Source organism: Microbacterium sp. JZ70, from assembly GCF_053903225.1.
Map to the genome: position 1 here is coordinate 2,998,181 of NZ_CP096405.1, position 18,575 is coordinate 3,016,755.

Here is an 18,575-nt window from a genome sequence, read left to right on the forward strand (position 1 = left end):
GCGGGAAGGAGAGTCATGACCGTCCTGTCGATCGACGCCGGCCAGACCGGCGTGCGCGCCCGCGTGGCCGGAGGCATCGTGCGCGAGTCCCCCGGGCTCCGCACGCACGAGCCCTTACCCGTGCAGCTCGCCGCGGCCGCGCGGCGAGCGATCGACGAGGGCGCGACCGGGGTCGACGCCGTCGTCGTCGGGGCCTCGGGCCTCGTCGACGGCGGCGCCGATGCGGCCGCTCTCCATGCGCTCCTCGCCGATGCCGGCGTGCGTGAGGTGCGGCTCGCCCACGACTCCATCACGTCGTACCTCGGGGCCCTCGGCGATGTGCACGGAGCGGTCGTCGCCGCGGGGACCGGCGTCGTCACGCTCGCCGTGGGCCCCGAGAGCTCGTGCCGCGTCGACGGCTGGGGGCACATCATGGGCGACGCGGGCAGCGGCTACTGGATCGGCAGGGAGGCACTCGACGCAGTCATGCGCGCGCACGACGGCCGCGGACCGGCGACCCTGCTGAGCGACGACGTGCGCACCGTGTGGCGCGACCTCGAGACCGCCTACATCCTGCTCCAGTCCGACCCGTCGCGCGTGAGCAGGGTCGCATCGTTCGCGCGCGCGGTCGCGCGCCGTGCGGCCGACGGCGATCCGGTCGCGCTCGACATCTCGCGGCGCGCCGGCGAGCAGCTCGCGCTGAGTGTCGTCGCCGGTCTCCGCCGAGCGGGGCTCGAGGGCGCGGACGCGCCCGTGGCCCCGATCGGCGGCGTCTTCGGCTCGGCTCCGATCGCCGATGCCTTCTCGGCCGCGCTCGCCGGGCGCGCTCCCCATGCGCGCATCGTGACCGCGCGGGGCTCGGGCCTCGACGGCGCGACCCTGCTCTCGGGCGTGGGCCCCGGCCATCCGCTCGCCGCCTCGGTCGCGGTCGTGCGACGCTGAGCCGGTCCGCGCAGGCGTGGCATAGGGTTCTCGTGTGGCGGGGACACGACGGCGCACGGGGCGGGTGACGATCAGCGACATCGCGGCGCGCGCGGGGGTGTCGATCGGGGCCGTGTCGTTCGCGCTCAACGGCCGCAAGGGCGTCTCTGAGGAGACCCGTGCGCGCGTGCTGCGGGTCGCCGACGAGATGGGATGGGCCCCGGCCAGCAGCGCCCGCTCGCTCGCGGAGGCGCGCACCGAGACGTTCGGGCTCGTGCTCGCGCGCGATCCCCGCAACCTCGGCGTCGAGGCGTTCTACATGAAGTTCTTCGCGGGCCTCGAGAGCGAGCTCGCGGAGCGCTCGTACAGCCTCCTGCTGCAGGTCGTCCCCACGCCCGAGGCCGCGTACGCAACTCTCTCGAAGTGGCACAGCAGCGGCCGCGTCGACGGCATCATCCTCACCGACCTCGAGCTCGACGACCCCCGCATCGGCCTCTCGAAGGCGCGCAATGCGCTGCCCACCGTCGTCGTCGGAGACCCGGCCGTCTCGGGCGGGCTCACGACCGTGTGGACCGACGACGCGACCTCGATGCGGTCGGCGGTCGGCCACCTGCGCGAGCACGGTCACACGCGGATCGCCCGCGTGTCGGGCCTCGCCGCGCTCGCCCACACGAGCATCCGCGATGACGCGTTCGTCGCCGAGATGACGCGCGCGGGGCTCGAGCCGACGCTCGTCCACACCGACTACTCCCCCGAGGACGGCGCACGGGCGACGCGCGCGCTGCTCACCTCGCCGCACCGCCCCACCGCCCTCATCTTCGACAACGACGTCATGGCGGTGGCCGGGCTCACGGTCGCGATGGAGCTGGGCGTGCGGGTGCCCGACGAGCTGTCGATCATCGCGTGGGACGACTCGGTCCTGTGCGAGCACACGTTCCCGCAGCTCACGGCGCTCAGTCACGACGTCGTCGCCTTCGGGGCGCACGTCGCCCGGCGCCTGTTCGACCTCATCGACGGCGCCGCCCCGGCCGCGCACCTCGACTCCACCGCCCTCCTGCGCCCGCGCGGATCGACCGCCCGTGCGCCGCGGGAAGCGCCGTAGGATCGAGAGCATGGCAGGTTTGTGGGGTCGACGCCGACGGGAAGAGCGCGAGCAGCAGGAGTCGGCCGACGCCGACCTCGCACGGCGCGCCCGCACCGCGCTGGTGACAGCGGACGAGCGGATCCGGGCGACCGGAGACGAGCTGGTCTTCGCCGTCGCCGAGCTCGGCGAAGGACCGACCGAGGATCTGCGCACCGGCCTGGCCGCGGTCAAGGAGCACATGGCCGAGGCCTTCCACCTGCACCAGCTCAACCACGACGAGATCCCCGACACCCCGGAGGAGCTGCGCACGCGCAACGCGCGCATCATCCAGCTCTGCGACTGGGCCGAGGACGTCCTCGACGAGCGCACGGCGGCGCTGCAGGCGCGCATCGCGCTCGTCCGGCAGGCTCCGCAGATCCTGCAGCAGGTCCGCGCCGACGTCGAGCGCCTCCGCGAGCGGCTCCCGCAGGCGCGCACGACCGTCGAGCGCCTCGCGCGTCACTACAGCCCCGAGGCCCTGCAGCGCGTGCGGGTGAACGCCGACGAGGCGGAGCAGCTGCTGGACTTCGCCCTGCACTCGGCCGACGTGTCGGAGCGCCGCCGCGAGGCGCGGCGCGGTGAGGAGGCGAACCTCGCCCTCGAGACCGCCACCGAGGCCGTCCGCCGTGCCACGAGCATCCTCGACGGCGTCGACGACTTCGAGATCGAGGCGATGCGCGCGCAGTCGACCCTGGCCGACGTCGTCGCCGACTCCCGCGGCGACATCGTCGCGGCGCGGCAGGCTCCGCAGACGCCCGAGGTGACTCGGGCGGTCGCCGACCTCGAGGCGGCGCTCGCCGCCCTGCCGGGCCCCGGCACGCCATCCGACCCGTTCTCCGACCTCGCCTCGCTGTCCGACGCGAACGCCGCGCTCGACGCCGCCGTCGCGAAGGCGCGCGAGCGCGCGGCGCGCCCCGTGCCGTCCATCGCGCACGTGCGCCACGACATCGACGCCGCCGACCGCGCCATCGCCGTCGCGGGAAGCCTCATCAACGGCCACCGCGGCTGGATCGGCGCGGACGCCCGCACGCGCTACGCCGAGGCGCAGCGCGTGCGGATCGACATCGATCCCCTCGTCGCCGACGAGGACACGCGCGAGCAGGCGCAGCAGCTCGCCCGCCGGGCGGCGCAGCTGGCGCACGAGGCGCTCCAGCTCGCGCAGCGCGACATCGACTCGTCGCGCCCCGATGACGACGACTGGGGCTCGTGGGGCGGCGGCCGACGCGGGCCGCGCGGCGGGGGCTTCGGCGGCGGAGGAGGCGGCCTCCTCGGGCCGGTGCTCGGCGGCGTGCTGCTCGGCGGCCTCATCGGCGACGTCTTCGACTGATCCCGCGCACACAGGCGGATGGCCCGGATCCTGGGATCCGGGCCATCCGCATGTCATGAGGTCGTCACGACGCGAGCACGTCCTCCACGGGAGGGGCCTGCGTGGTCAGCGCGATGACACCGTAGTCCCAGCCGCGGCGCCGGTAGACGACGCTCGGGTGGTCGGTGCGCGCGTTGATGAAGAGGAAGAAGTCGTGGCCGACGAGCTCCATGCGGTCGACGGCCTCCTCGACGGTCATCCACTCGGGCTCGAAGGTCTTGCTCCGGATCACGACGGGCGTGTAGGCCTCGTCCTCCTCGGTCTGCTCGACGACCGGCACGGTGCCGGTCGCGACGGCCTGGAGCGTCTCGACGGTCGCCGGCTGCACGTCGAGCCCCTCGAGCGCCCCCTTCTCCTTCGCGAAGCGCGCGGCGCGCGGGTGCAGACGCCCGCTGACCTTCTTGTCCTTCGCACGGCGGATCTGCTCGCTGAGCTTCTCGATCGCCATGTCGAGCGCCGTGAACTTGTCGGCGTCGTGCGCCTCCGCCCGGATGACCGGGCCGTTCCAGAAGATCGTGAGCTCGACCGACTCCTCCTCGAGACGGCCCCCGCGATGCGCGTGGTGCGTGACCTTCACTTCGAGACGCTGGGCACGCGGGGCGAGCGACGCTATCCGCTCGCTCTTCTCCTCGACCACGGTGCGGAATCGCTCTGAGACGCTGACCCCCACGCCGACGATGTTCGTGTCCATCTCTGCCTCCCTATCCGGTCCGACCGGTGTGAGCGGCGGACCTGCGGTCGCCTTGGTGTCCCCCACCGTATCCCCGGCGCGGACGGGTGTCACGAACTATCTCGAAACGATCACGCGTGTCGTGTTCGCGGCGGGAGAACGCGCGGCGTCGCCGCGAGCGTGGCCGCGCCGAGCACGAGAGCACCGGCCTCGGCGAGCGCGCGACGCGCCTCGCGGAGCGTCGCCCCGGTGGTCACGACGTCGTCGACGATGACGACCGCGCGCCCCTCGACATGGCGGCGCACGGCGAGCGCTGCCGCGACGTTGCGCCCGCGCTCGGCCACGTCGAGCGCACGCTGGTCGTCGATGCGGCGGGCCCAGCGCAGCGCGCGCAGCGGGGCGACCCCCGCGTGGTGCAGCAGCAGCTCGACCGGGCGGTAGCCGCGCCGTCGCGACGAGGCGGCCGACGGCGGGATGGGCACGGCGTCGACGAGGCGCCCGCTCGCGACGGCGCAGCTCACGAGCGCCGCCCGCAGCGCCGGCGCGAGGACGCGGGCGAGGTCGGTGCGCCCGCGCTGCTTGAATGCGCGCAGGGACGCCGCCGCGGCACCCTGATAGGCCAGCCCGCTGATCACCTCGAAGTCGTCGTCGAGGGTGCGGCGCACGACACACGGCCCGAGCGCCGCGCGGCAGCGGTCGCACACGGCGGCGCCGGGTGCCCCGCATCCCGCGCAGTCGACGGGCAGGAGCAGGGCGCCGGCCTCGCGCAGGGCGACGCGCAGGCCATCGGTCATCGTCGTCATGAGGCCACCCTGCGCATGCCGCGGCCTCCGCAGGGACGCCGCCGTCGGCACACGGCGCGGCACGCCGACGCCGCGCGCCTGTGCACGCGGCGTCGGCTCAGCCGGGCAGGCCGAGCTGCGTCGCGAGCACCTCGACGCCCTTCGCCGACTCGGTGGGATTGCGGCCGCGCATGACGAGCAGGCTCCCCTCCGAGGTCAGGAGGCGCACAGGCGAGTCCTGGTTGCCCGCCCCCACTGCGACGACGTTGAGCGGCGCGGTCGCGGTCGTCCCCGGCGCCCCGATGGGCTGCTGGATGAGCTGCGCGCTGTCGGTGCCGCCGGCCGCGATGCCGACCGTGCTGTCGTCGATCCAGGCGAGGTCGATACCCGGCATGCGCAGCTGCGCGATCCGCGTCGGCGCGCCCACCGAGAGCGGCGCGCCGTCGAAGTCGCGCTCGATCGCCGACACGATCACCCACTGCTCGTCGCCGATCGCGACGATCGCCGCGATCCGCGCGCCGTCGCGCGAGACGTCGATCGCCGTCACGCGGGAGACGTCGGTCCATCCGCCGGTCATCGGGGTCGGCTCGAGGTCGGCGCTCCAGGCCGTGAGCGAGCGCGGATCGTCCGGCCGCACCGTCCAGATCCATCCGTGCGGGTCGAGCGCGGGCGCGATCGTCTTGCCGCCCGCGTCGATCTCCGACGGATGGTCGTCAGCCGTGACGCGCATGACGCGCCCGTCCGCGAGGCCCACGGCCGCGATCTGCTGGTCGGCCGACATCGCCACGGACGCGATGTCCTCGGGGAAGTCCGAGAGGACCTCCGACATCCCGTCGACGGCGACGACCTCGCCGCCGGACAGGTAGCCGAACCCGTCGTCCGTGAGCACGAGCGCGCGCGAGTCAATCCGCGTCGACGCGACCGGCGCCGCCGGCACGTCGACCTCCTGGCCCTCGACCGTGAGCGCGACCTCGCGCACGTCGGTCGACGCCAGGCTCTGCTCGAGCTGCGCGCGCATGCGGCTGAGCGTCTCGTCGTCCGCTCCCGCGGCGTCGGTGAGCTCGACGTGCGCGACGCGATCGGCGTCGACCTCGATCGTCCCGCTGGCGAGCTGGACGTCGTCGGCGAAGGCGGTCTCGACCCCGGGAGCGAGCCAGTCGCTCGGCGCGCCCTCCACGAGCTTCTGCACGATGCGCGTGGGCGCGTGCTGGAGCGTGAGGAACCACCGCCGGTCGGGCACGATGTGCCGCCACGTCGCATCGAAGTAGGCGAGGTCGTGCGCGGCGTACAGCTCGCGGAAGAAGAGGCGGTCGAGCACGATGCCGTCGGGGGCCGACACGATCCGCCACTCCCCCTCGGCGTCGCGCGCGAGCTCGAACGACAGCGAGGTCGTGCCGTCGGCGATGAGGCGGTATCGCCCGTCGGAGTCGACCACGGCCTCCCCGTGCACCTCGGCCGAGACGCTCGCGGCGTCCTCCGATGCCGAGACCTCGCTCACCTCGCGGTCGTCGGTCGTGTCGATCGTGACGCTCGCGACCGGGTTCCAGGTGTCGGCGAGATCGTCGGAGAGGTACTCGCGCGCGGTCGCCCAGCTCTGCTCGGGCGAGATCGACGCGCGCAGGAAGCCGTCGACGATCTCCTGCGGCGAATCGCCGGGGCGCGGCGACTCGGCGTCGTAGCTGCCGCCCGTGACGTCCTCGACGACGTCGCCCGGGGCGTTGCCGACCGAGACCGGGCCGCTCATCGGCAGGCCCGAGCACGCGGCGAGCGCGAGAGCGGGAACGAGGACGAGCGCGGCGAGCACGCGGCGGAGGCGGGTCATGCGGGGTCCTCCTCGTCATCGGTGCGGATGGGCTGGGTCAGCCCGAGCTCGTCGGTCACGCTCTCGGTGGGCTCGACGGGGATCGGCGAGCGCTCGACCGGCTGCCCCGGCACACGCGGGACGGTGAGCACGAAATGCGACCCGCGCCCCGGCTCCGACCACAGCTCGAGGGCGCCGCCGTGGAGCTTCGCGTCGCCGAGCGCGATCGCGAGGCCGAGGCCCGTGCCCCCGAGCGTGCGCTTGCGCGACGGATCCGCGCGCCAGAACCGGTCGAAGACGCGCGCAGCCTGCTCGGGCGACATGCCGAGGCCGTAGTCGCGCACGCCGATCGCGACCGCCCGGGCGTCGCTGTCGATCGTGATGACGATCGGCCGTCCCTCGCCGTGCTCGATGGCGTTGCCGATGAGGTTGCGGAGCACGCGGCGGACGCGCCGCGGGTCGACGTCGACCGGCGAGTACCCGCCGGGCGCCACGATGCGCAGCTCGCTGCCGTGCTGCGCCGCCACCTGCCGCATGGAGGCGGCCACGTCCTCGGCGAGCTGCGCGAGGTTCGTCGACTCCAGCTCGAGCTGCACCGAGCCGGCGTCGTAGCGGCTGATCTCGAGCAGATCGGTGAGCAGCTGCTCGAAGCGCGCCACCTGATCGTGCAGCAGCTCCGCCGCGCGCGCCGTCGCCTCGTCGAACTCGGCGCGACGGTCGTTGATCATCTCGGACGCGAGCCGGATGGTCGTGAGCGGCGTGCGCAGCTCGTGCGAGACATCCGACACGAACCGCTGCTGCACCTGCGAGAGCTCGGCGAGCTCGGTGATCTGCGCCTCGATGCTGTCGGCCATGGCGTTGAACGAGCGGCCGAGAGCCGCGAGCTCGTCCTTGCCGCGGACGGGGAGCCGCACGTCGAAGTAGCCGGCGGCGAAGCGCGCGCTCGTCTGACTCGCCTCGATGAGCGGCTGGGCGACTGTGCGCAGCACGAACCACGAGATCGCCGCGACGAGCACGACGAGCACCATGCCCGTGACCCACAGGGTGCCCTGCACGAAGCGGAGGGTGCGGTCTGCCTCCTGCAGGCTGTACGCGAGGTACACCTCGTACGCGCCCGCGTTCTGCACCTGGAGCTGCTGGCCGACGACGATGCCGGGCACCGGCTCCTCGTCGTCGTCGAGCTGCAGGGCGACGGACTGCCACCACTGGTTCTCGTCGGAGGCGCGCACGCGCTCGCGGAGCCCCTCGCTGAGGATGGCCTCCTCGCCGTCGGCGAGGAGGAAGGCGAAGTCGGGCGGCGCGATCGCCGACGGCGCGTCGTCGATGCGGAAGTAGGCGAAGTACGGCGTGCCGCCCTGGCTCGTGAACGCGGTGCGGGCGTCGAAGAGCACCTGCTGGAGGGCCGCGCCGTCCGCGGCGACCTCGGCCGTGTCGATGACGTCCTGCGCGGCGAGCACGGCGCGCTGCGCCTGATCGAGCACCTCGTCCCTGCTCGTGGAGAAGAGGTTGTTGTGGATGGCCAGGGCCGTCCACACGCACGTCACGGCGATCGCGAGCGCTGTCGCCGCCACCGTCATGAAGGTCGTGCGGAAGCGGAGCGAGCTCGTCCACTGCGCCCGGATGGCCGGCACCCAGGTCGACGGGCGCCGGAGCGTGATGCGCGCGGGCCCCTGCGACATGCGCGCTAGATCGCCGCGCCGGCGCGATAGCCGACGCCGCGCACCGTCATGACGATCTTCGGGTTGTCCGGATCGATCTCGATCTTCGCGCGCAGGCGCTGCACGTGGACGTTCACCAGGCGCGTGTCGGCCTTGTAGTGGTATCCCCAGACCTGCTCGAGGAGGGCCTCGCGCGAGAAGACCTGCTGCGGCTTCGAGGCGAGCGCGACGAGCAGCTCGAACTCGAGGGGCGTGAGCGAGATCGGGGTCTGCCCCCGACGCACCTCGTGCGCCGCGACGTCGATCGTGAGGTCGCCCGCGCGCAGGACGTCGCCCGACGACTCGGGGGCCGGTCGCAGGCGCGTGCGGATGCGCGCCACGAGCTCCTTCGGATTGAAGGGCTTGACGATGTAGTCGTCGGCGCCCGCCTCCAGGCCCGCGACGACATCGGCGGTGTCGGAGCGGGCGGTCAGCATGATGATCGGGACGCCCGACTCTCCCCGGATCTCGGAGCAGATCTCGATGCCGTCCTTGCCGGGGAGCATGAGATCGAGCAGCACGAGGTCGGGGCGCTCCTGCCGCCAGCTGTCGACGGCGAGCGCTCCGTCCGCGCAGAAGGCCGTGTCGAAGCCCTCCGTGCGCAGGACGATGCCGATCATCTCGGCGAGGGCCGTGTCGTCGTCGACGACGAGGATGCGGGCGCTCATGAGGCTGGTCCTTTGCTCCGGTTGCGCGCCGACGCGCGTCGTTCGCGCGGGCGAGGCGTCCTCGACAGCCTAGACGAACGGTCGCGCCGAGCGGCGGCGACACGGGGCCCTGCGCGTGTGACACGATGAGAGCGGGGGCGGCAGCCGTCCGCTCGCAGGCAGGTCGAGGGAGGATCGACGTGACCGCAGAACCGTCGTGGACGCCGGCGCCGCGGGGCGGGCTCATCCCGCTCCAGCCGCTCGGGTTCGGCACGATCCTCGGCAGGTCCTTCTCCGCCCTGCGCGGCAACCCCCGCGTGCTCCTGGGCTTCGCGATGGTCGTGCAGCTGGCCGCGTCGATCGTCGGGGTGGTCGTGATCGGCTGGGTCACGTACGCGGCGATGTCGCGCCTCGACACCGTGAACGAGTTCTCCGACGACTTCGGGCTCATCGCGGCCGGCTCGACGCTCATCGCCGTTCTCACGACGATCGGCGTCGCGCTCGTGATGAGCGTCCTCGGCATCATCGTCCAGGCGGTCGTCGTGGGCGAGGTCGCCCACGCAGCGCTCGGCGAGCGCGCGACGCTCGGCGCGATCTGGCGCCGGGTGCGCCCGGTCGTGTGGCGTCTCATCGGGTACTACGCCCTCGTCACGATCGCCGTCTCCGTCGCCGTCGGCGTCCTCATCGCGGTCGGGTTCGCGCTCGGCTCGGTCGAGATCTGGATGGCCGTGGTCTACGGGGTGCTCGCCGCGCTGGCGGCCATCGTGCTGTACGCGTGGCTCGGCACGAAGCTCTTCGTCGTGCCGAGCGCGATCATCCTCGAGCACGCGACGGTGATCGGCGGCATCCGCCGCTCGTGGCAGCTCACGCGCGGCCGGTTCTGGCCCACGTTCGGCATCATCGTGCTCATCGGCCTGATCATGAACACCGCCTCGTACGTCGTGGGCATGCCGTTCACCTTCCTCGGCTCCGCGATGTCGAGCATCTTCGCCCCGACGGGGTCTCCCGACGCGGCCGCCGGGATCGGCTTCGTGCTCGCGATCGCCGCGAGCCAGATCGTGACGCTCGTCATCTCGTCGGTGACGGTGGTCGTGCAGGCGACGTCGTCGGCGCTCGTCTACATCGACGCGCGCATGCGCCGCGAGGGCATCGACCTGCGGATGCAGTCCTACGTCGAGCGCCGAGACAGCGGCCGCACCGACCTCGACGACCCCTACGCCTTCGACCCCGACGCGGTCGCGCCGGTGCGGGCGCCCTGGCCCGCATACGCGGGCCCGGCATACGGCTCTCCCGCCGCGCCCTACGGCGCGCAGCCGCCGTACGGGCAGCCGGCACCGCAGTACGGTCAGCTGGCACCGCAGTACGGGCAGTACGCACCCCAGTACGGTCAGCCGGCACCGCAGTACGGCCAGTACGCACACCAGTACGGTCAGCCGGCACCGCAGTACGGGCAGTACGCACCGACCTCCGGACAGCCGGCGCCGTCGGAGCGCACTCCCGACACGTCCGGCGCCCCGGCATCGGCCGAGCGCCCCACCGCGCCGCCGTACGCGCGTCCCGTCGACACCGGCTCGGCGCCCGACGCGGGGCGGACGGACGCCGCGGACGGCTCGTGACAGGCGCGCAGCTCGCGACCGGCGCGCTCCGGCTCGTCCTCGCGACCCTGCCGGACGGCGACGAGGCCCGCGACTGGGCCGAGGACGAGCTCGGCGACCCGGTCTACGACGCCGCGCAGCCGACTCTCCTCGACCGCATCGCCGGGGCGATCGCCGACTTCTTCGCGCGGCTCTTCGACACCGAGCTCGGCGCCGAATGGAACCCGCTCCTCGCGATCGTCGTCACCGGCGTCATCGCGATCGTCGTCGTGTGCGCCTTCCTCATCTGGGGTCGCCCCCGCTCCGCGCATCGCGCGCCGTCGCGCTCGGCGCTGCTGTTCGGCGAGGACGAGCACCGCACGGCGGCGGAGCTCCGCGCCTCGGCGGCTCGCCGAGCCGAAGCGGGCGACTGGACCGGCGCCGTCGTCGACCGGTTCCGCGCGCTCGCACGGTCGCTCGAGGAGCGCGACCTCCTCGATGCTCCCCCCGGCACGACGGCCCAGCGCTTCGCCGTGCTCGCGACGGCGCCGTTCCCCGCTCACGCGGACGCGCTGTCGCGGGCCGCCGCAGCGTTCGACGACGTGCGCTACCTGCGCCGCGAGGGCACCGCCGAGATGTACGCCGCCGTCGCGCAGCTCGACGACGCGATCTCGGCCGCGCGCCCCGCGCGCCTGCGCGAGGGGGTCCTCGGATGACCGAGCTCCGCGACAGCGCGCCGGAAGCCGCACCGGCGCGCCGCGGCCGGCGCGCCCTCGGCTGGATCGCCCTCGTCGCCGGGTTCGTCGTGTTCGGCCTCGTGCTCGTGCTCGTAGCGGGTCGCGAATGGTCGCAGCGGCCGGCGCTCGACGCGGAGTCCGCGGGCCCGGACGGCGCACTCGCCGTCACGCGGCTGCTCGAGGAGCGCCTGGGCGTCGACGTCGTCATCGTGTCGAGCCTCGACGAGGCGCTCGGCGCGGTCGGCGACGGAACAGGGCTCGCACTCGGCTCGACGGCCCCGCTCGCCGACGACGAGGTCGAGCGGCTCGTGGCGCAGGCGGGCGACACCGTGCTCCTCGCGCCGACCTCGCGCGATCTCCGCATCCTGTTCGCCTCCTCCGGCTTCCAGGCCTTCGGCGATGGCACGCCCGCCGCGCCGTCCTGCGGGCTCGACGTCGCCGTGAACGCAGGCGATGTCGTGGCCGGAGAGGCGTACGACCGCGGCGGCGCCGACGTCGCCTGCTACCCGGTCGCCGACAGCGGGTTCGCCCTCCTGCAGCAGGAGGGCGACGGCCGGACGGTGTCGGCGGTCGACGGCGCGTCCCTGCTGGTCAACGAGCACCTCGACCGCGAGGGGAACGCGGCGCTCGCACTCGGGCTTCTCGCAGCGCGCGACGAGCTCGTCTGGTACCTGCCCCGCATCGCCGACGCCGCGAGCACGGCCCCCGCGACGCTCGGCGAGCTCACGCCGGCGTGGGTCACCCCCGCAATCGTCGCCGCCGCACTCGCCGCTGTCGCGGCCGGCATCTGGCGGGGCCGGCGCTTCGGCCCGCTCGTCGCGGAGGATCTGCCGGTCACGGTGCGGGCGAACGAGACCCTCGAGGGGCGCGCGCGGCTCTACGCGCGCGCATCCGACGCCGCGCACGCCGCCCGGCTGCTGCGCGCGGGGGCATCCGCCCGGATGGCCGTGCGACTCGGCCTGCCTCGCACCGCGCCGCCCGCCGAGGTCGCCGACGCCGCGGCCATCCGCCTGCGCGCACGCGCCGACGCCGTGCGCGGCATCCTGCTCGCCGAGCCCCACGACGACGCATCGCTCGTGGCCTTCGGCGAGCGCCTCCACGACCTCGAGACGGCCGTCGACGCGGCCGTCCGCACCGAAAGGACACCATCGTGACCGAGACCCCGAACGGCGATCCCGCGGCGCTCCGCGAGGCGATGGGGCGCGTGCGCCAGGAGATCGGCAAGGCCGTCGTCGGCCAGGATGGCGCCGTGAGCGGCCTGCTCATCGCGCTGCTCGCCCGCGGCCACGTGCTGCTCGAGGGCGTGCCCGGCGTCGCGAAGACGCTTCTCGTGCGCACCTTCAGCCGGGCCCTGGGCCTCGACACCAAGCGCGTCCAGTTCACGCCCGACCTCATGCCGGGCGACGTGTCCGGCTCGCTCATCTACGACGCCCGCTCGGGCGAGTTCGAGTTCCGCGAGGGCCCCGTGTTCACGCACATCCTCCTCGCCGACGAGATCAACCGCACACCTCCGAAGACCCAGGCCGCCCTGCTCGAGGCGATGGAGGAGCGGCAGGTCTCGACCGACGGCGTCACGCGCCCGCTGCCGGCCCCGTTCCTCGTGGCGGCGACCCAGAACCCGATCGAGCACGAGGGCACGTACACGCTTCCGGAGGCCCAGCTCGACCGCTTCCTCATGAAGCTCGTCGTCGAGGTGCCCGCGCGCGATGCCGAGGTCGCCGTGCTCCGCCGCCACGCCGACGGGTTCTCGCCGCGCGCGCTCGACGGGGTCGAGGCGGTCGTGACGGCGTCCGACATCGCGTCCGCGCAGCGGGCGGTCGAGGCGGTGACGGTCACCGACGACGTGCTCGCCTACATCGTCGACCTCGCGCGCGCGACCCGGCAGAGCCCCTCCGTGCAGCTGGGCGCGAGCCCGCGAGCGGCGACCGCGCTGCTGGCGGCGGCCAAGGCATGGGCCTGGCTCGGCGGCTACCCTGCGATCACGCCCGATCACGTGCAGGCGATGATCGTGCCCGTGTGGCGACACCGCATCCGCCTCCGAGCCGACGCCGAGATCGAGGGCGTCTCGGTCGAGGCCGTGCTGACCTCGGTGCTGCAGCAGACGCCGGTCCCGCTCTGAGCGCGCGGAGGTCGCCATGTACCTGACCGGCCGCTTCGCCGTGCTCGTGGGCTGCGGGATCGTGCCCGTCGTCCTCCTGGGCGGCTCGGCGCCATGGGCCGTGCTCGCGATGTGGCTCGTCGTGTGCGCGGCGGTGCTCGTCGCCGACGTCGCCGCCGCGGCCGACCCGCGCGCCCTCCGCGTGCTGCGCGAGGCCCCGGCCCGCGTCCGGCTGGGCGAGCCGGCGTCTGCCCTCGTCCGCCTCGTGAACACGGGCCAGCGTCGCCTGCGCGGGCGCGCGCGGGACGCGTGGCAGCCGACCGCGGGGGCTCCCGCCGAGCGCCTGGCGATCGACGTGCCGCCCGGCGAGTCCCGGGCCTACCGCGTCCCGCTCCTCCCCCGGCGGCGCGGCGAGCTGCGCTCCGCGTTCGTCGCCGTGCGCAGCGCGGGCCCGCTGGGCATGGCGGGGCGCCAGGCCGTGATCGCGGCCCCGGGGGCCATCCGCGTCCTGCCGCCCTTCCACAGCCGCCGCCACCTCGCGAGCCGCGTCGCGCGGCTGCGCGAGCTCGACGGCAACACGAGCATCCAGGTCCGCGGTCAGGGCACCGAGTTCGACTCGCTCCGCGAGTACGTGCGCGGGGACGACGTGCGCTCGATCGACTGGCGGGCCACAGCCCGCGCGTCGACGACCATGCTCCGCACGTGGCGACCCGAGCGCGACCGCCACGTCGTCATCGTGATCGACACGGGCCGGACGTCCGCTGCGCGCGTCGGAGACAGCACGCGTCTCGAGGCCGCGTTCGAGGCCGCGCTCCTCCTGTCGGCGCTCGCGCAGCGCGCGGGCGACCACGTGCATCTCGTCGCGTTCGACAGGGTCGTGCGCGCGCGCGTCACGGGCGTCGAGGGGCCGGCGCTCCTGCCCGCACTCGTCGACGCCCTCGCTCCCGTGGACGCCCAGCTCATCGACACCGACTGGGATGCCGCGCTCGCGCAGGCGCGCCGGCTCGCCCCGCACCCGTCGCTGCTCGTGCTGCTCACGGCCCAGGAGTCCGTCGACGCCTCGCGCGCGTTCCTCGGCGTCCTCCCGTCGGCGGCGCGTCGCGGCACGGTCGTGCTCGTCGGCGCCGCCACCGACACGACCCTCGAGAGCGCGGCGCGCGAGCGGGGGTCGGCCGACGCCGTGTACCGCGCAGCCGCCGCCGAGGCCGGGCTCTCGGCCGCGCGGCGCGTGGCGCGGGCGATCGAGCGGGCCGGCGCCGACGCCATCTCGGCGTCGCCGGACGACCTCCCGCCGCTCGTCGCCGACCGGTACCTCGCGCTCAAGCGGGCCGGGCGCCTGTAGGGACACCCGCGACCGGGAGCCGGCCGCCCTCGCGGCGCCGCCGCCCCGGACGCTTGCCCCCGGGTCCTTGCCCCGAACGGCCGCCACCGCCATCCGACACCGGCCCTTCGCGGCAAGAACCCCGCTCCAGACCCCGGACACGGCGGAGCGGCCCGCCCCCGACGGGGACGGGCCGCTCCGCGGCGGGGCTCAGGCCAGGTCGAAGCGGTCGAGCTCCGTGACCTTCGTCCACGCCTTCACGAAGTCGCGCACGAACTTCTCGTGCGCGTCGTCGCTCGCGTAGACCTCGGCGAGCGCGCGCAGCTCCGAGTTCGAGCCGAACACGAGGTCGACGCGCGTGCCGCGCCCGAAGACCTCGCCCGTGACGTCGTCCGTGGCCTCGAACGCGTGCTTGCCCGGGTCGAGCGGGCGCCACGTCTTGCCGAGATCGAGCAGGTTCACGAAGAAGTCGTTCGTGAGCGTGCCGGGGCGGTCGGTGAACACGCCGTACGGCGAGCCGTCCCAGTTGGCGCCGAGCACGCGCAGCCCGCCGACGAGGACCGTCATCTCGGGCGCGCTCAGCGTGAGGAGGTTCGCCTTGTCGATGAGGAGGTACTCCGCGGGGAGCGTCGCGTCAGGCCCGGTGTAGTTGCGGAAGCCGTCGGCGATGGGCTCGAGGTAGCCGAACGACGCGACGTCGGTCTGCTCCTGCGTGGCGTCGGTGCGACCCGGGTGGAAGGGGACCCGCACCTCGACGCCGGCGTCCGCCGCGGCCTTCTCGACACCCGCGTTGCCCGCGAGCACGATGAGGTCGGCGAGTGACACCCGCTTGTCGCCCGTCTGCGCGGCGTTGAACGAGGCCTGGATGCCCTCGAGCACGCCGATCACCTTCGCGAGCTGCTCGGGGTTGTTGACGTCCCAGTCCTTCTGCGGGGCGAGGCGGATGCGCGCGCCGTTGACGCCGCCGCGCTTGTCGCCGCCGCGGAAGGTCGACGCGGCGGCCCAGGTCGTCGAGACGAGCTCGGCCACCGTGAGGCCCGACGCGAGGATCTGCTCCTTGAGCACGACGGCGTCTGCCGCGTCGATGAGCTCGTGGTCCACCGCGGGGAGCGGGTCCTGCCAGATGAGGTCCTCGGCGGGCACCTCGGGGCCGAGGTAGCGGGCCTTGGGGCCCATGTCACGGTGCGTGAGCTTGAACCACGCACGGGCGAACGCGTCGCTGAAGGCCTCCTGGTCGTCGCGGAAGCGCAGCGAGATCTCGCGGAACGACGGGTCTTCGCGCAGGGCGAGGTCGGTCGTCAGCATGCGCGGCTCGCGCTTGCCGTCCGAGTGCGCGAGCGGAACCATGTCGCTGCCGCCGCCGTTCTTCGGTCGCCACTGCTTGGCGCCGGCGGGGCTCTCCATGAGCTCCCACTCGTAGCCGAAGAGGATGTGGAAGAACTCGTTGTCCCAGCGGGTCGGGTGGTAGGTCCACGTGACCTCGAGACCCGACGTGATCGTGTCGTCGCCCTTGCCCGAGCCGTGCGAGCTCTTCCAGCCGAGGCCCTGCTCCTCGAGGCCCGCGGCCTCGGGGTTGTCGCCCACGTGCGTGTCGGGTGCGGCGCCGTGCGTCTTGCCGAACGTGTGACCGCCCGCGATGAGGGCGACGGTCTCGTCGTCCTCCATGCCCATGCGGCGGAAGGTGGTGCGGATGTCGTCGGCGGCGGCGAGCGGGTCCGGCACGCCCTCGGGGCCCTCCGGGTTCACGTAGATGAGGCCCATGTGCGTCGCCGCGAGCGGCTTCTCGAGCTCGCGGTCGCCCGTGAAGCGCTTGTCGCTTCCGAGCCAGATCTTCTCGGCGCCCCAGTACACGTCGTCGTCCGGCTCCCAGACGTCGGCGCGGCCGCCGGCGAAGCCGAACGTCTTCAGGCCCATCGTCTCGAGCGCGACGTTGCCGGCGAGGATCATCAGGTCGGCCCACGAGAGGCTCTTGCCGTACTTCTTCTTCACGGGCCAGAGGACGCGGCGCGCCTTGTCGAGGTTCGCGTTGTCAGGCCAGCTGTTCAGCGGAGCGAAGCGCTGCTGTCCGGCTCCCGCACCGCCGCGGCCGTCCGTCGCCCGGTAGGTGCCGGCGCTGTGCCACGCCATGCGCACGATGAGCGGACCGTAGTGGCCGAAGTCGGCGGGCCACCAGGGCTGCGAGGTCGTGAGCGTCTCCGCGATGTCGGCCTTCACCGCGGCGAGGTCGAGGGACTGGAAGGCCGCCGCGTAGTCGAAGTCCTCATCCGCGAACGGGTCGGAGACCGCGGGGTTCTTCGCGAGCAGCTTGAGGTTCAGGCGCTCTGGCCACCATTCCCGGTTCGGGTCGCCCTGGGTCGGGTGGACGAGGTCGGCGCGCGGCTCGCTCGCCGGCAGGTCGGCCGCGGGCAGGCGGGTCGTGTCGTCGGCGGAGCCGTCGTGGATGACGGGGCAGCCCGTGATCGTGTCGCTGCTCATGGATGTCCTTTCGTTCGCGGAAGGAGGGGTCGGTCAGGAGTCGCCGGACGAGGCGTCGCAGTCGGGGCACACGCCCCAGAACGTCACCTCGGCGACCTGGATGCGGAAGCCGGTCTCGTGAGCGGGGTGCAGGCACGGGGCCGCGCCCTGCACGCAGTCGATGTCGTCGACGCGTCCGCACGACGTGCACACGACGTGGTGGTGGTTGTCGCCGACGCGCAGCTCGAAGAGGCCCGGCTGACCGCTCGGCTCGATGCGCCGCGCGAGTCCGGCCTCGACGAAGTCGCCGAGGACGTTGTACACGGCCTGCAGGCTCGTGCCCGGCACGGTGTCGCGCACGCGGTCGAACACCTCGTCGGCGCGCGCATGCGGCATCGTCGCGAGGGCCGTGTAGACGGCTCGTCGCGGAGTCGTCACGCGCAGCCCGACGGCGCGGATGGCGGCCTCGGCGTCGGGGGCGGGCGGGGTGAGGGTCACGTCGTCCATGCTAGCCATCGTTTTGAACTCTTCAAAACAAGAGCCGCTCCCGGCGTGTCCGCCGCCATGCACGCGCCCTGCCCCGCCCCTCGGCACCGTGTGCCACGATGCAAGCGAGAGCAGACCATCCGCCCGAGAGGATGTCATGTCCGAGAGCACCTCCCCCGCCCCCACGACGCCCGCTGCGCGCCTCATGGCCGAGGCCGTCGGGACCTTCCTCCTCGTGTTCGGCGGCGTCGGCACGGCCCTGTTCGCGGCGCATCTCGCCGACGCAGGCGACGCGTTCGCACCGGGCATCGTGTACCTCGCCACCGCGGCGGCCTTCGGCCTCTCCGCCGCGGTGGGCGCCGCCGCGTTCGCGGGCGTCTCGGGTGCGCTCTTCAATCCCGCGGTCACCCTGGGCCTCGCCGTGGCAGGACGGTTCCCGTGGGCGGAGGTGTGGAAGTACGCCCTCGTCCAGGTGATCGGCGGTGCGGTCGCGACGACCCTCCTCGTGCTGATCGGCCTGTTCGGGCCCGCCGGATGGCTCGAGGCCGCGCAGAACGGAGGGTTCGCGAGCAACGGCTGGGGCGAGCGGTCGCCGGGCGGGTTCGACCTCCCGGCCGCGATCATCGCCGAGGTCGTGCTGACGGCGGTGCTCGTCCTCGTCGTCCTCGGAGCGACCCATCCCGAGCGCGGCACGGCGCTCGCTCCGGGCGCGATCGGCCTCGCGCTCGCGCTCATCCACCTCGTCGGCATCGTCGTCGACGGCGCGTCCGTCAACCCCGCCCGCTCGATCGCGACCGCCGTCTACGGCGGCGGCGCGGCGCTCGCGCAGCTGTGGCCGTTCCTCGTCTTCCCGCTCGTGGGCGCCGTGCTCGCCGGCTTCGCCTGTCGCCTGATCTTCCTCGATCGCCGCTGAGCCGAC

16 protein-coding genes are annotated in these 18,575 nt (G+C 73.7%); 9 read left to right on the forward strand and 7 right to left on the reverse strand.

All coding sequences use genetic code 11. The annotated features are described in order from the left end of the window. The first annotated feature begins 15 nt into the window (after nt 1–15). The 3 genes from M1D46_RS13820 to M1D46_RS13830 are packed head-to-tail and all read left to right on the forward strand — an operon-like array spanning nt 16 to nt 3,350. Nucleotides 16–921 (forward strand): N-acetylglucosamine kinase, encoded by a 906-nt coding sequence (locus M1D46_RS13820; RefSeq protein WP_456285839.1) that lies wholly within the window; start codon nt 16–18, stop codon nt 919–921. A gap of 34 nt (nt 922–955) precedes the next feature. Further along, nucleotides 956–2,002: a LacI family DNA-binding transcriptional regulator gene (locus M1D46_RS13825; protein ID WP_455970033.1), complete on the forward strand. Its 1,047-nt coding sequence runs from the start codon at nt 956–958 to the stop codon at nt 2,000–2,002. A gap of 10 nt (nt 2,003–2,012) precedes the next feature. After that, nucleotides 2,013–3,350: a hypothetical protein gene (locus tag M1D46_RS13830; protein ID WP_324014287.1), complete on the forward strand. Its 1,338-nt coding sequence runs from the start codon at nt 2,013–2,015 to the stop codon at nt 3,348–3,350. 64 nt (nt 3,351–3,414) lie between these two features. Here the strand turns inward: M1D46_RS13830 and hpf are convergent, their stop codons facing one another. From hpf to mtrA, 5 genes are all read right to left on the reverse strand, one after another. After that, nucleotides 3,415–4,080, reverse strand: coding sequence for a ribosome hibernation-promoting factor, HPF/YfiA family (gene hpf / locus M1D46_RS13835; protein ID WP_271172810.1), 666 nt, complete (start codon nt 4,078–4,080; stop codon nt 3,415–3,417). A gap of 110 nt (nt 4,081–4,190) precedes the next feature. Next, nucleotides 4,191–4,862: a ComF family protein gene (locus M1D46_RS13840; protein WP_456285840.1), complete on the reverse strand. Its 672-nt coding sequence runs from the start codon at nt 4,860–4,862 to the stop codon at nt 4,191–4,193. Between the two features lie 97 nt (nt 4,863–4,959). Beyond that, nucleotides 4,960–6,663 (reverse strand): LpqB family beta-propeller domain-containing protein, encoded by a 1,704-nt coding sequence (locus M1D46_RS13845; RefSeq protein ID WP_456285841.1) that lies wholly within the window; start codon nt 6,661–6,663, stop codon nt 4,960–4,962. After that, a complete protein-coding gene (gene mtrB / locus M1D46_RS13850; protein WP_421074349.1) occupies nt 6,660–8,321 on the reverse strand; it encodes an MtrAB system histidine kinase MtrB in 1,662 nt (553 codons plus the stop codon). Before mtrB ends, M1D46_RS13845 begins: the two co-directional genes overlap by 4 nt. Nucleotides 8,322–8,326: 5 nt before the next feature. Further along, nucleotides 8,327–9,007: an MtrAB system response regulator MtrA gene (mtrA, locus tag M1D46_RS13855; protein WP_271172814.1), complete on the reverse strand. Its 681-nt coding sequence runs from the start codon at nt 9,005–9,007 to the stop codon at nt 8,327–8,329. 179 nt (nt 9,008–9,186) lie between these two features. Between mtrA and M1D46_RS13860 the strand changes: the two genes are divergently transcribed. From M1D46_RS13860 to M1D46_RS13880, 5 genes are read left to right on the forward strand one after another with little or no spacing between them, the layout of a single operon-like run. Beyond that, nucleotides 9,187–10,602, forward strand: coding sequence for a glycerophosphoryl diester phosphodiesterase membrane domain-containing protein (locus tag M1D46_RS13860; RefSeq protein ID WP_456285842.1), 1,416 nt, complete (start codon nt 9,187–9,189; stop codon nt 10,600–10,602). Continuing rightward, nucleotides 10,599–11,276 (forward strand): DUF4129 domain-containing protein, encoded by a 678-nt coding sequence (locus M1D46_RS13865; protein WP_456285843.1) that lies wholly within the window; start codon nt 10,599–10,601, stop codon nt 11,274–11,276. The genes M1D46_RS13860 and M1D46_RS13865 overlap by 4 nt, the downstream gene beginning before the upstream one ends. Further along, a complete protein-coding gene (locus M1D46_RS13870; protein ID WP_456285844.1) occupies nt 11,273–12,451 on the forward strand; it encodes a DUF4350 domain-containing protein in 1,179 nt (392 codons plus the stop codon). The genes M1D46_RS13865 and M1D46_RS13870 overlap by 4 nt, the downstream gene beginning before the upstream one ends. Before the next feature lie 41 nt (nt 12,452–12,492). Then, nucleotides 12,493–13,416, forward strand: a complete 924-nt coding sequence (locus M1D46_RS13875) for an AAA family ATPase (RefSeq protein WP_271172865.1) — start codon at nt 12,493–12,495, stop codon at nt 13,414–13,416. A 16-nt stretch (nt 13,417–13,432) separates the two neighbouring features. Continuing rightward, nucleotides 13,433–14,737 (forward strand): DUF58 domain-containing protein, encoded by a 1,305-nt coding sequence (locus M1D46_RS13880; RefSeq protein ID WP_271172818.1) that lies wholly within the window; start codon nt 13,433–13,435, stop codon nt 14,735–14,737. A gap of 189 nt (nt 14,738–14,926) precedes the next feature. On the opposite strand, the gene katG is transcribed toward M1D46_RS13880, so the two are convergent. Both katG and M1D46_RS13890 read right to left on the reverse strand, forming a co-directional pair. After that, entirely contained in the window at nt 14,927–17,191 is a 2,265-nt protein-coding gene (gene katG, locus M1D46_RS13885) for a catalase/peroxidase HPI (protein ID WP_456285845.1), read from the reverse strand. Nucleotides 17,192–17,224: 33 nt separating this feature from the next. Beyond that, the gene (locus M1D46_RS13890) at nt 17,225–17,686 is read right to left on the reverse strand and encodes a Fur family transcriptional regulator (protein ID WP_416383293.1); all 462 of its coding nucleotides are present in this window, start codon (nt 17,684–17,686) and stop codon (nt 17,225–17,227) included. Between the two features lie 127 nt (nt 17,687–17,813). On the opposite strand from M1D46_RS13890, the gene M1D46_RS13895 reads away from it, so the two are divergent. After that, entirely contained in the window at nt 17,814–18,569 is a 756-nt protein-coding gene (locus M1D46_RS13895; RefSeq protein ID WP_456285846.1) for an aquaporin, read from the forward strand. Nucleotides 18,570–18,575 lie beyond the last annotated feature (6 nt).